Annotated in this window: 14 protein-coding genes; 1 reads left to right on the top strand and 13 read right to left on the bottom strand. The window is 29.2% G+C overall.

Annotation, left to right across the window (positions count from 1 at the left end; genetic code table 11):
• Positions 1-4: 4 nt before the first annotated feature.
• The 13 genes from CURI_RS08400 to CURI_RS08460 all read right to left on the bottom strand — a co-directional run bounded on the left by CURI_RS08400 (position 5) and on the right by CURI_RS08460 (position 11,990).
• A complete protein-coding gene (locus CURI_RS08400) occupies positions 5-745 on the bottom strand; it encodes a Stp1/IreP family PP2C-type Ser/Thr phosphatase (RefSeq protein WP_014967822.1) in 741 nt (246 codons plus the stop codon).
• 40 nt (positions 746-785) lie between these two features.
• Entirely contained in the window at positions 786-1,817 is a 1,032-nt protein-coding gene (gene rlmN, locus CURI_RS08405; protein WP_014967823.1) for a dual-specificity RNA methyltransferase RlmN, read from the bottom strand.
• Positions 1,818-1,898: 81 nt separating this feature from the next.
• Positions 1,899-3,239, bottom strand: a complete 1,341-nt coding sequence (gene rsmB / locus CURI_RS08410; RefSeq protein WP_014967824.1) for a 16S rRNA (cytosine(967)-C(5))-methyltransferase RsmB — start codon at positions 3,237-3,239, stop codon at positions 1,899-1,901.
• Positions 3,240-3,297: 58 nt separating this feature from the next.
• Positions 3,298-3,990: a zinc metallopeptidase gene (locus tag CURI_RS15540; protein ID WP_014967825.1), complete on the bottom strand. Its 693-nt coding sequence runs from the start codon at positions 3,988-3,990 to the stop codon at positions 3,298-3,300.
• Positions 3,991-3,993: 3 nt separating this feature from the next.
• Positions 3,994-4,746, bottom strand: coding sequence for a DUF116 domain-containing protein (locus CURI_RS15545; RefSeq protein WP_014967826.1), 753 nt, complete (start codon positions 4,744-4,746; stop codon positions 3,994-3,996).
• Between the two features lie 18 nt (positions 4,747-4,764).
• Positions 4,765-5,691 carry a methionyl-tRNA formyltransferase gene (gene fmt, locus CURI_RS08425; protein ID WP_014967827.1) on the bottom strand — a complete coding sequence of 309 codons (927 nt, stop codon included), beginning with the start codon at positions 5,689-5,691 and terminating at the stop codon, positions 4,765-4,767.
• A gap of 10 nt (positions 5,692-5,701) precedes the next feature.
• On the bottom strand, positions 5,702-6,154 hold the full coding sequence (gene def, locus CURI_RS08430; protein WP_014967828.1) for a peptide deformylase: 453 nt from the start codon (positions 6,152-6,154) through the stop codon (positions 5,702-5,704).
• A gap of 11 nt (positions 6,155-6,165) precedes the next feature.
• Entirely contained in the window at positions 6,166-8,649 is a 2,484-nt protein-coding gene (gene priA / locus CURI_RS08435) for a primosomal protein N' (RefSeq protein WP_014967829.1), read from the bottom strand.
• A gap of 108 nt (positions 8,650-8,757) precedes the next feature.
• Positions 8,758-9,951, bottom strand: coding sequence for a bifunctional phosphopantothenoylcysteine decarboxylase/phosphopantothenate--cysteine ligase CoaBC (coaBC, locus tag CURI_RS08440; protein WP_014967830.1), 1,194 nt, complete (start codon positions 9,949-9,951; stop codon positions 8,758-8,760).
• A 3-nt stretch (positions 9,952-9,954) separates the two neighbouring features.
• Positions 9,955-10,188, bottom strand: a complete 234-nt coding sequence (rpoZ, locus tag CURI_RS08445) for a DNA-directed RNA polymerase subunit omega (protein WP_014967831.1) — start codon at positions 10,186-10,188, stop codon at positions 9,955-9,957.
• 18 nt (positions 10,189-10,206) lie between these two features.
• Positions 10,207-10,803, bottom strand: coding sequence for a guanylate kinase (gene gmk / locus CURI_RS08450; RefSeq protein WP_228370407.1), 597 nt, complete (start codon positions 10,801-10,803; stop codon positions 10,207-10,209).
• Between the two features lie 26 nt (positions 10,804-10,829).
• Positions 10,830-11,084 carry an extracellular matrix/biofilm regulator RemA gene (remA, locus tag CURI_RS08455; protein ID WP_476701400.1) on the bottom strand — a complete coding sequence of 85 codons (255 nt, stop codon included), beginning with the start codon at positions 11,082-11,084 and terminating at the stop codon, positions 10,830-10,832.
• A 24-nt stretch (positions 11,085-11,108) separates the two neighbouring features.
• Positions 11,109-11,990 carry a YicC/YloC family endoribonuclease gene (locus CURI_RS08460; protein WP_014967834.1) on the bottom strand — a complete coding sequence of 294 codons (882 nt, stop codon included), beginning with the start codon at positions 11,988-11,990 and terminating at the stop codon, positions 11,109-11,111.
• Positions 11,991-12,161: 171 nt separating this feature from the next.
• Here CURI_RS08460 and CURI_RS08465 point away from each other — a divergent pair, with 171 nt between their 5' ends.
• Positions 12,162-13,934 carry an Rqc2 family fibronectin-binding protein gene (locus CURI_RS08465; protein WP_014967835.1) on the top strand — a complete coding sequence of 591 codons (1,773 nt, stop codon included), beginning with the start codon at positions 12,162-12,164 and terminating at the stop codon, positions 13,932-13,934.
• Positions 13,935-13,942: the final 8 nt, after the last annotated feature.

Below are 13,942 nucleotides of genomic sequence, written 5' to 3' on the forward strand. Positions count from 1 at the left end.
ACCTCTATTCTTCCTTAATTCTCATAATCATAATGGTGATATTGTCTATTCCACCTAGTTCATTAGCTGTATTAGCTAATATATTACAACTATCCGTCATATTTTCTGTGTTATTTACTACATCTACTATTCTTTCTTCACTAACCATATTAGTTAGTCCATCTGTACAAAGGATAATTATATCTTTAGTTGTTACTTCTTTAGTTACTATATCTACATTCACATTAGAATTTGTACCTAATGCTCTAGTAATTATATTTTTCTTAGGATGATTAAATGCCTCTTCCTTAGTTATACTTCCTGATCTAAGAAGTTCACCTACCAAAGAGTGATCATGTGTAAGCTGTATAAGTTTATTATCTCTAAGTAAGTATGCTCTACTATCTCCTACATGCCCTACATATATATCCTTTTCAAACATTATTCCCATAGTTACAGTAGTTCCCATGCCTTTTAAGCTTTCGTCTTCATTAGCTTCTTTTATTATCTCTTCATTAGCTAAATCTATCGACTCATTTATAAACTTAGGCACAAACATTTCACCATTTATTATATTTTCTTTATTTTTTTCATAGTATTCTTTTATAACAGATATTGCCAAGTTACTTGCAATTTCTCCTGCTTTGTGTCCACCCATTCCATCTGCTACTATAAAAATAGGTAACTTTTCATCATCAAAGTAAAAGTAAGAATCTTGATTGATTTCTCTCACTTTTCCAATATCTGAACAAGCACAGATAAACATATATTTCACCTCATCTTATTTTTTAAGTAGTTTTATATTTTTAATTAATATAATCTCTTCTTAATTGTCCACATGCGGCATTAATATCTGATCCCATTTCCCTTCTAATGGTAGTATTCACGCCTCTTTTTTCTAATATGTTTTTAAACTTCTCTATAGATTTATCCAGTGATTTAGTATGTTTAAATTCTTTTATTGTATTAAGAGGTATTAGATTTACATGACTTAGCATTCCCTTTAGAAGTTTGGTAATCTCTATTGCATATTCTTCACTATCATTCACGCCATCTATCAGTGTATATTCAAATGTTATTCTTCTTTTAGTCTTATCTATATAGTATTTACAAGCTTCTAAAATCTCTTCTATACTATATTTATTAGATATAGGCATTATCTTTTTTCTTTCATCATCAAATGGTGAATGTAAAGATATAGATAAGTTCACAGGTATTCCTTCGTCTGCTAGCTCATATATTTTAGGTACTACTCCACAAGTTGAAAGAGTTATATTTCTATAACTTAAGTTTTGTCCATTTTCATCATGTATAAGTTTTAAAAATGTTAAAACATTTTTATAGTTATCTAAAGGCTCTCCACTTCCCATAAGCACTATATTGCTTATTTTTTCATTTATATCTTTTTGTATTGAATAAAATTGTTCTAATATTTCAGAAGGCTCTAGGTTTCTTACAAGTCCTTCTTTCGTTGATGCACAAAAAGAACATCCCATTCTACAACCTACTTGAGTAGATAAACAAACAGTTACTCCATGCCTATGCTTCATCATTACACTCTCAATTATATTCCCATCTTCCAAGGAAAATAAGTATTTTTTAGTTCCATCTATTTTTGAATCATATCTTTTGACTATTTTTAGGTTGGTAATTTTATAGTTTTCATTCAACTTCTGTTTTAATGGCTTTGATAAAACTGTAATTTTATCTATATCATTTATACATTTTTCATGTATCCAACCAAAAGTCTGTTTTCCTCTAAATTCTTTTTCTCCTAGATTTATAAATACTTTTTTAAGTTCATCTATTTCAAGTGACTTTAAATCTATCTTATTCAAATTATCCCTCCAAGTACAATACTAAATATTATACCATAATATTCGATTTAAGTGGTTATACAACTTCATAGTATTAAAAATTTATTTCTTCAATAGCTTGGCTATAAAGAAACCATCAGTCCCACTAATATTAGGATATAGCTCTAAATATCCAGTTTCTTTTATTATTTCTTCCGAATTATCTATTAAGTCATTGAAGTTTGCCAATTCAAAATTTTCATTATCTCTTAAGAATTTATTTATTAGATTAATATTTTCGTCTTTTTCTATAGTGCATGTACTATATACTAATACTCCATTGCTTTTTACATATTTACTGGCACTTTGAAGTATATTGTATTGAAGCTCTGATATACCCTCTATATCTGAACTCTCTTTATTCCATTTTATATCAGGTTTTCGTCTTATAAGTCCAAGTCCTGAACAAGGGGCATCTACTAGACAGTAATCTGCTTTCCCTATCAAGCTTTCGTCTAAGTCTAAAGCATTAAACTGTTCATATTGTATTATATTTATCCCTAATCTTTCACTGTTCTCTTTTACTAACTTGATCTTATGTTCATATATATCTCTTGCTATAATTTTGCCTTTATTATTCATTTTTTGAGCTATATGTGTAGTCTTGCCACCTGGAGCGCTACATATATCTATAACTAAACTTCCCTCTTTTGGATCCATAATTTGTGACACTAACATGGAACTTTCATCTTGTATTTGGAATAGTCCCTTTTTAAATTCATCTAGCTCTGTTATATTTATTGGATTTTCAACTATTATTCCATCTGTTGAATATCTCGTTTTTTTGCAATCTATATTTTTTTGATTTAATATATTTACTAAGGTATCTCTATCTATTTTTAAAGTATTTACTCTTATATTTAACTTAGGAGTACTATTATTTGCTATACATAAGCTTTCAGTGAACTCAAAACCATATTCTTTTATCCATCTTTCTATCATCCATTCTGGGTGTGAATATTTTACAGATAGATATTTTACTTTTTCTTTGTTTTTATTAGGTAACTTTATATTATCTTTGTTTCTAGATATATTTCTAAGGAGTCCATTTACAAAGCCTTGACTACCTCTATGACTATATTTTTTGGATAGTTTTACTGACTCATTTACAGCTGCACTATCTGGTATTCTGTCCATAAATATTAATTGATATATTCCAAGCCTTAAAATATTCATTACGACTGGAGCTATCTTCTTTAGCCTTACTGTAGAAAAGTTTTTTATTACATAATCTATATAGATTTTATTTTCTAATACTCCGTAAACTAACTCTCTTATTAAAGATGAGTCTAAATCATTAATGCCCTTAGGCATATTTCTGTTTATAGATATATTAGAATATGCATTTTCTTCGTTTACTTCATTTAAAATTTTTAATGCGATTTCTCTTGAATTATTAGCCAATTAAATTTCCTCCTATGATTTAATTTAAGCAAAAAAATTAAGGGATGTATTCAACCCCTTAATCATTTCTTCTAGATATTCCTATAAGTCTAAGTAATTCAGCTATTGAAACTAGCGTTGCTGCTACGTATGTTAATGCTGCTGCACTTAGAACTTTCTTTGCTGGTTCTACTTCACTTTGTGATATTATCCCATTCTGTAAGTTTACTATAGCTCTTTTACTAGCGTCAAACTCAACTGGTAATGTTATAAGTTGAAAAGCTACAATACCTACATATATTAGTATTCCTAATTGAATGAGCCCAGTTGCTCTTAGCATAAATCCTAAGAAGATTATAGCAAAAACAAATTTAGACCCAAATATAACCATAGGAGCTATACTATTTCTGATAGAAAGTGGTGCATAATTATTAGCATGTTGTATTGCATGACCAACTTCGTGAGCTGCTACCCCTAACGATGCCACAGATCTTCCATTATATACTTCTGAAGATAGCCTTAGTACTCTTTTAGACGGATCGTAATGATCTGATAATCTTCCAGGGGTCATTTCTATAGGTACATTGTAAAGCCCATTTCTATCTAATATCTTTCTTGCTACTTCAGATCCAGTATAACCTGAGCCACTAATTACTTTTAAATATTTATTAAAAGTAGATTGTACTTTTCCTTGAGCATACACTGAGAGTATCATAGCAAAGATGACTAGTAATATTTCAGGCCCAAAGCCTCCATACCCCATTCCATACATACTTTACTCCTCCTTTAAAAAAAGTTTTATTGCCTCTTCTATCTTTTCTACATCAATCTTTGTATTAAAGCAAGGACCATTAGGTCTGTCGTTTAATACACCCATAACAGGAATATGTTTAACATCGTTTATTCCACTAGATAAATCTCTCTCACAAGCTACTGCTATTATGCACTTAGGCCTTATTCTCTTTATCCATTCTCTTGCCAAAGTTCCTCCTGTAGCTACAACTATATTTATACCATATTTTTCTTTTAGTTTTAATATATCTCCTATATCACATTTTCCACATGACTTGCAGTTTTCTATATTATTAGTTATTTTTATAGCACATTTATCATTTTGTAAGCAGTGAGGGAGTAATATTAGTATTTTATCTCTATTTGATTTTATATATTTAGTTTTTACTAATTTATTATTAATATTCGCATGCATTCTTCTTATGCTATCTTTATCTTTTCCTAACAACTTTGCCACTGTAATTAGTAGTGGATATATAGATGTCATAGTTACTTTCACAAATTTATAGCTATAGTCCTCTATTTTCTTCTCATTTTTTACTCTAAATAGTAATATTAAACTTAGTATAATACTTATTATATATAAACTTAAAGTAACAAGTATAATTATTAATATTGCTTTTAATGTTACTATATCTTTTTGTATTAAAAACATTCCTGTTAGTGTTATCAAGGTCATCAGTACTATTAAAATTATTCCTATAGCCATGGTAAAATTCTTTTTATCATTAATCATTTAATTCACATCCAATATTTACCTTAATGTTATGTCAGTCTTGAATTCATTTCCTCTTAAAAATTCTTCTATAGTCATAGGCTTTTTCCCAGGAAATTGTATTTTCTTTAGTATTAAGCAGCTGTCATTTACATTTACAGCGATTCCTTTCTCACTCACTTCTACAACTTTTCCATTCTCACCATCTTTAAACTTATCAACTACTTCTGCATCTAAAACTTTTATATTTTTATTTTCATATTGAAAATAAGAGCTTGGCCAAGGTTGAGTTCCTCTTATTAAGTTTTTTATTTCTATTCCTTTTTTATTCCAATCTATTTTTCCTAGCGATTTATCCATCATGTGAGCATAAGTTGATAAACTATGATCTTGCGGTTCTTTGATAGCAGTTCCATTTTCAATTTCCTTTAATGTTTCTGCTAAAAGTTCTGATCCTATATACATGAGCTTATCATGCAACTCTCCTGCTGTCATATTGCTGTCTATTAACAATTCTCTTTTTGAAATCATATCTCCAGCATCAAGTCCTTTGCTCATTTCCATAATAGTTACACCTGTTTTTTCTTCTCCATTTATTACTACCCAATTTATAGGTGCTGCACCTCTGTATTTTGGTAAAAGAGATGCGTGTACATTTACACACTTGTATTTTGGTAGATTTAAAATATCTTCTTTTAATAATTGCCCATAAGCAACCACAACTATTATGTCTGGAGATATTTCTCTTATTTTAGCTATGCTTTCTTCGGTATTTATATCTTTCGGTTGATATACCTCTATTCCTAACTCCATAGCTTTTTCTTTAACTGGTGGAGGAGATAATAGCTTTCCTCTTCCCTTAGGTTTATCTGGTTGTGTTATTACTAATGATACTTCATGCTCTTTATTAAGTGCTTCAAGAGTAGGCACTGCAAAGTCTGGTGTACCCATAAATATTGCCTTCATTTTAACACTCCTATTCTTCAATTTCTCCTATTACTCTATCTATATATAGTATTCCATCTAGATGATCTATTTCATGGCAAAAAGCTCTCGCTAAGAAGTCTTCACCTTCTAGAGTTTTCTCTTCTCCATTGATATCTGTAAACTTTACTTTTACTTTGAAAGGTCTATTTACTTTTCCTCTTTTTCCTGGAACACTTAAACATCCTTCAAAATCTATAGTTTCACCTTCTTCAGATAATATTTCTGGATTTATCATAGTTATTGGACCTTCTCCAATATCTACAACTACAACTCTTTTCAATATACCTACTTGAGGTGCTGCAAGACCTACTCCTTCTTCTTTATACATAGTTTCTATCATATCTTCTACTAGTATCTTTATCTTTTCATCTATAGTTTCTACGACTCTAGATTTTTTTCTTAGTATTTCATCATCTTCAAATCTTAACTGTCTAATCGCCATGTTCATTCCTCCTATAATATCGATACTGGATTAATATCTATATTTATTCTTATGTCTTTAATATTGCTCTCTTTATCTATTATACATACTTTTTCTATAATTTTCTTAATTTTTTTTAATTCTTCTTGACTACATTTAATTAAAATTTGCCATCTATATCTATCTCTTATTTTATATATTAAAGATTGATTTGGCCCTAATATATTTTTATGTGAAAACGTACTTAATCTTTTATGAATTTCATCCCTTATTTCATGAAAGACCTTATTTGATGCTTTAAATACTTCATTTTCATTTTTCGATGAAATTATTATATTTATTAAACTTATAAATGGTGGGTATTCAAAAGCTTTTCTGATACCTATTTCCTCATTAAAAAACTCAATATAGTTATGCTTTTGCGCAGCTTTTATGCTATAGTGGTCAGGCTCATAGGTTTGTAATATTACCTTTCCTTCAAGTTCTCCTCGACCCGCTCTTCCTCCTACCTGAGTCAAAAGTTGAAATGTTCTTTCTGATGCTTTAAAATCTGGTAGATTCAAACTAGTATCGGCAGCTATAATTCCTACCAAAGTAACATTAGGAAAATCTAATCCTTTTGAAATCATTTGTGTTCCTATTAATATATCTATTTGACCATTTTTAAATTTATTTAATATTCTTTCATGACTTCCTTTCCTAGTAGTTGTATCTACATCCATTCTTGCTACCTTTGCGCTTGGAAAGCTTTTCTTTACTAATTCTTCTACTCTTTGAGTTCCTATTCCAAAATGCTTTATATAACTACTTCCGCATTCAGGACAAGTCTCTGGTAACTTTCTAGATAGTCCACAATAGTGACATCTAAGATTATTACTGCTTGTATGATAGGTAAGAGATATATCACAACTTTCACATTTTAATACATAACCACATTTTCTGCATGATATAAAAGTGGAGAATCCTCTTCTATTTAAAAATAATATAGTTTGCTTTCTATTTTCTAAGTTAAATATAATTTCTTCATAGAGTCTCTTGCTAAATATAGTTTTATTTCCATTTTCCAATTCTTCTTTCATATTTATTACTTCCATTGGAGGTAATTCTCTATTATTTATTCGACTAGGCAAAGTTAATAAATTTAACTTACCTAATTTTGCGTTATAATAAGTTTCTATAGAGGGAGTTGCCGATCCTAATATCAGAATGGCATCTTCTATGTCGCATCTCTTTTCTGCTACCTCTATAGTATTATATTTAGGATTCGTAGATGACTTATAGCTAGTTTCATGCTCTTCATCAATTATAATTATTCCCAAGTTGTCAAAAGGTGCAAAGATAGCTGATCTTGCTCCAACCACTATCTGTACTCTACCCTCTTTTATTTTTCTCCATTCATCATATCGTTCTCCTAGTGAAAGTCCACTATGAAGTACCGCAACATTTCCTTCAAATCTTCCTGCAAATCTTTCAACAGTTTGTGGAGTTAATGATATTTCTGGAACTAGTACTATGGCCTGCTTTTCTAGTTTAAGAATTTTTTCTATCATCTGAAGATATACTTCTGTTTTACCACTGCCCGTTACTCCATGCAAAAGATGTTTATTATTTTTGCTATTTATATAATTATTATAAATAGTATCTACACATATCTGCTGCTCATAAGTTAATTTTGCTTTTTCATATACCTTTATTTCTTTATTTATAGCTTCTCTACTTACTTCTCTTTCTTCTACCCTTAGATAGCCCTTCTCTTCTAAAGATTTTATTGATGACAGAGGTATATTGTTTTTCTCCATTACCTCTTTCAAAGATATACTTTCTCTATTAGAGATATATTTCAATACCTCAATTTGCTTATGTGCTGATTTACTCAGTGTCTCTATTACCTTATCTGTTTCTTGTTCAGAGAAGTTTTTAAATATGTATTTTTCATACTTTTTATTTATCTCTTGGCTTATCTTTTCAACTATCTCTACTATATTTTTATTTATTAAGTCATTTAAGTTCTTATCTATGTTTTTTATATCAGATTGTTTTTTGAGTTCTTGTAATTCTACTTCCTTATTTTTATTTAAGTAATCTATTATTTTTTTTTGATTATCATTAAGAAAACTAAAATAATCTAATTTATTTATATTTTTTCCTATAGTTACACACTTTATAGATTTATTTGTTATACCTGTTGGAATTATAGTTTTTAACACTTCTAGGTGTGTACATAGATACTCATCTTTCATCCATGAACTTAATTTTATCATATTTTCAGATATTATCGGTGTATCTTCTACTAAACGTTTTATTTCTTTTACTCTATTAGGGTTAAAGTCTATATTATCTTTTAGACTTATTATTATTCCTTCTAAAAGTTTGTTACCTTTTCCAAACGGAACTAAACATCTCATACCTATTTTTATCTTTTCTATATATTTTTCTGGAACTTTATAAGTATATAGTCTGTCAGTATTTAAGCTTGTATTATCTACTATAATTTCCGCATATAAGAATTTCTCCATTAAATCAACCTTTCAGAATTAAGCTAATTATATTATAGCAGTTTGCTCGAAAATATAAAAACGTAAAGGAGAAGAGTTTATCCCTTCTCCCTTACGTGATTTTAAAAATTATCTTCTAAGTAATGAACCTATCTCATCTAATATAACTTTAGACAAGTCTGCTTTGCTCATATTAGGTAAGCCTTTCACTTCACCATTTTTATTTATAATTGTAGCTGTATTATTGTCAGTTCTAAACCCAGCATTTTCACTAGTAACATCATTTGCTACAATAAAATCAAGATTCTTAGATTTTATTTTTTTCTTAGCATTTTCTAATATGTTTTGTGTTTCAGCTGCAAATCCAACTACTAGTTGATGCTTTTTTATATTTCCAAAGTGAGCCACTATATCTGGATTTCTTACAAATCTTACACATAAGTCGTCATCACTCTTTTTAATCTTTTGATCACTTACACTTTCTGGTCTATAGTCTAGTGGTGCTGCAGACTTTATTAAGACATCACAAGTATCAAACTCATCTTCTATAGCTTTGTACATTTCTCTAGTAGTATTTACTTTTTTTACACTTACACCTGATGGTGGAGTTAAGCTTGTAGGTCCTGTTATAAGTACTACTTCTCCGCCTCTTCTTTTAGCTTCTTCAGCTAATGCATATCCCATTTTTCCGCTAGAGAAATTAGTCATATATCTTACTGGATCTAGTGGCTCTATAGTTGGGCCTGCAGTTATTAATACTTTTTTTCCTTCTAATTCATTATTATTAAATATATTAACTACATATTCTACTATATCTACTGGATCAGCTAATTTACCTTCACCATAGTCTCCACAAGCTAACCTTCCACTAGCTGGAGATATGAATTCATATCCCAGTGATTTTAGCTTTTCAACATTTTGTTTAAATATAGGATTTACATACATATTAGTATTCATTGCAGGTGCAAATACAACCCTAGCTTTAGTTGCCATTATAGTTGTAGATAGCATATCATCAGCTATGCCATTAGCTACTTTTCCTATAATGTTTGCAGTAGCCGGAGCTATTAAAAATATATCTGCTTTACTGGCAAGAGATATATGCTCTATTTCCCATTGTTTAGGTTCTTCAAACATATCTACAGTAACATGATTTTGTGACATAGATTGAAATGTAAGTGGAGTTACAAACTTTGTAGACGAGTTTGTCATTATCACATTTATATTTGCGCCTAATTTTTTTAGCCTACTTACTATATCTACAGCCTTATATACTGCGATTCCTCCAGTTACTCCTAATACTATATTTTTTCCCTTTAACAATTGTTACACCTCTTTAGCTTCTTCTATAGCTTCATCCATAGCTTCTTCTGGTCTAAAGTAAGTTACTTCACCAGCTGCTATTTCTTCAACTGCTATTGTAACTGGCTTTATAGATTTAGTGTTTACTAAAGGATCTACTCCATCTACTAATTGTCTTGATCTTTTTGACACCATTACCACTAAAGTGTATCTACTATCTACTTTTTTTAATAAATCATCTGTTGAAGGATATAACATACCAAAATTCCCCCTTTTTTATATTCTTTCTATAATATTTTGTTGTCTATTTACTTTGCACTTTTCTGCCTTTATTATTGATTCTATCTTATCTACTGCTAAATTTACTTCATCATTCAGAACTGCATAATCATATTTAAATACATATTCTATTTCTCTATATGCACTTTCTAGTCTTCTTATCATTGCTTCCTTAGTTTCAGTTCCTCTTTTTTCTATTCTATTTTTAAGTTCTTCCATTGAAGGAGGCATTATAAATATAAATACACCATTTGGATATATATCTTTAACATCTAGTGCTCCTTGTATATCAATTTCTAGCAATACATCTTTTCCTTCGTCTAATTTTTGAAGCACATATTCTTTAGGTGTTCCATAATAATTTCCGTATACTTCTGCATACTCTAAAAATTCTTTTTCTATAATCATTTCTTGAAACTTATCTCTATCTAAAAAGAAATAGTTTACCTTATCTACTTCTCCAACTCTTGGACTTCTAGTTGTTGCAGATATAGATAAGTTTATATTCTGATCTCTCTCTAATAGTTCCTTACATATAGTTCCCTTTCCAGCACCAGAAGGTCCAGAGATAACTAAAAGTAATCCTTTTCCCATTTTCATTCGCCTCTTTTTCTTAAATTTTACTCTGCATCATTATTTTCTTTAGTTCCTAGTCTATGTGCAACTGTTTCAGGTTGAACTGCTGACAATATAATATGGTCACTGTCTGTGACCACTACAGCTCTAGTTCTCCTACCATAAGTAGCATCTATAAGCATCCCTCTATCTCTAGCTTCTTGAATTATTCTTTTTATAGGCGCTGATTCTGGACTTACTATAGCTACAATTCTATTTGCAGAAACTATATTTCCAAATCCAATATTTATAAGTTTAATTCCCATTTAAGTTTATCCTCCCGATTACTCTATATTTTGTATTTGTTCTCGTATTTTTTCCAACTCTGTCTTTATATCAACTACTTTATTAGTGATTTCTACATCTCCAACTTTCGATCCTATAGTGTTAACTTCTCTATTCATTTCTTGAAGCATAAAGTCTAGTTTTCTTCCTATAGAGTCATTGCCCTCAAGTGATTTTCTTAACTGAATAATATGACTATTAAATCTAACTATTTCCTCATCGATACCAGTTTTATCAGCAAAATATGCAACCTCATTTGCTAATTTACTCTCATCAATATCATATTTATTTTCTAAAAGCTCGTTAATTCTATTCTCTAACTTTTCTTTATATTCTAAAACTACTTTCGGAGCTCTCTCTTCTATATCATTTATTAAAGATTCTATTTTATTAGTTTTTTCTTTAATGTCCTTACTTAAAAGTTCTCCTTCTTCTTGTCTCATAGCTATTAATTCTTCTAATGCTATTCTAACTCCTTCTTTTAGAGTATTCCAAATTTCATCTTCATCTTCTTCTTTTCTTTCAGTCTTAAGTATGTCTGGAAATTTTGTTATTAAATCTATATTCAAGTTACTGTCTATATTAAGCTCAGTACATATCTTTTCAAGAGCATTTTTATAGGATTGTGCAAGTGGTATATTTACTTTCACCTCCATTTCTATGTCTTTCACATACTCTAATCCTATGTATATTTCTACCCTACCTCTAGTAACATATTTCTTAACTTCTTTTTTTATCTTCTCTTCTAAATAACTTATATGTTTGGGCACTTTTACTATTATATCATTATATCTATGATTTATGGATTTCACTTCAACAGTAAAGTTTCTTATTCCATCGTTATTTTCTCCACGACCGAAGCCAGTCATACTTCTTAACATTTTCTCATCCTTCCTAAACTATTATAATCAATTTTACCACAAATTAATCTAGTGTCAATTAACTTATGTTTTTTCGAAAAAACTATTATTTCCTTGTGTTTTCTTTATTTATGATAATATAATAGATATAGTATTATTCAAGTATTAAATATTAAATACGGAGGAATATATATGGCTTTAGATGGCATAGTTTTAAAAAATATTTGTGCTGAGTTAAAAAGCACATTAATTGAGGGAAAAATAGATAAGGTTCATCAACCAGAAAATGATGAAATTTTTCTTAGTATAAGAAGCAAAGGGCAGAATATTAAACTATTAATATCTGCTAGTAGTAATAATCCTAGAATATACATTACTGATTTTTCTAAACAAAATCCATCAAACCCTCCTATGTTCTGCATGTTACTTAGAAAACATCTTCAAGGTGGTAAAATTGTAGATATAGAGCAAGTTTCTTTGGAAAGAATAATAAAAATTAGTATTCAATCTTTAAGTGAGCTAGGTGACTTAACTATAAAAGAACTTATAGTAGAAATCATGGGTAAACATAGTAATATAATTTTGGTAGATAGAGATAGTGGTAAAATAATAGATTCTATTAAAAGGATTCCCTTGTCTGTAAGTAGTATTAGACAAGTTCTCCCTGGACTTAACTATAGTCTTCCACCTTCTCAAAACAAATTATATCCTATAGATATAACTAAACAAGAGTTTTTTAATCTCATAGATAGTTCTAGTAATAATCCAGCAGTTTATAAGTTTTTATATAGTAACTTTATTGGATTAAGCCCTCTAGTGGCAAAAGAAATATGTTTTCTATCCAATATAGATGATAATGTAAAATTAGATTTTTTATCAAATGAGGATAAAGAAAATCTATTTAATAATTTTAATAGTATTTATAACTTAGTTAAGAATAACAAATATAATCCTGTTATTATAAAGGATAAAAGCGATTATGAAGTTATAGAATTTTCAAGTTTAAACTTAATGCAATTTGGAGATCTTCCAAAAAACTATTTTGACTCTGTAAGTAAGCTTCTAGATTACTTTTATTTAACTAGAGATAAAATAGACAGAATAAAGCAAAAATCTAATGACTTAAGGAAGTCTATATCCATTAAATTAGAAAGAGCTTTAAACAAACTATCTAAACAAAAACAAGAACTTTTAGATGCTGAAAAAAGAGAAAAGTTTAAAATTTACGGTGAACTATTAACTGCTAATATTTATAGACTTGAGAAAGGCTTAGAGGAGGTTGAGCTAGAAAATTTTTATAGCGAAGACCTTGAACCTGTAAAAATAAGATTAGATAAAAATCGCACACCTTCCCAAAATGCTCAGAGATACTATAAAAAATACAACAAATTAAAGAATGCACATGAAGTTGTTAGTGAACAATTGTTAAAGACTAAAGAAGAAGTAAATTATCTTGAGAATATATTATTAGCACTTGATACATCAACTGAGGTTGAAGAACTAGATGAAATAAGAGAGGAGTTAGTGAGTGAGGGTTATATTAGAAAATCATCTTCAAAAGTCAAGAAAAGTAATAAAGATGCTTCTAGCCCTCATCACTATATTTCTAAAGATGGATTTAATATTTACGTAGGTAAAAACAATAAACAAAATGACTATCTCACTCTTAAATTTGCATCTAAAGAAGATATTTGGCTTCATACTAAAGATATACCTGGTTCTCATGTTATTATAAAATCTGAAGGCAAGGATATCCCTGAAGACACTTTACTAGAAGCTGCCCTTTTAGCTGGATTCTATAGTAAAGGAAAAATGTCAAGCAATGTTCCTATAGATTATGCTGAGAGAAAGCATGTAAGAAAACCTAGTGGTGCTAAACCTGGTATGGTAATCTATGATACTAACAATACTGTTTACATCACACCTTCAATAGAAAATATAAGTAAGATTAAGAAACTAGATTAGACATCATA

The organism is Gottschalkia acidurici 9a, assembly GCF_000299355.1.
Taxonomy (GTDB): domain Bacteria; phylum Bacillota; class Clostridia; order Tissierellales; family Gottschalkiaceae; genus Gottschalkia; species Gottschalkia acidurici.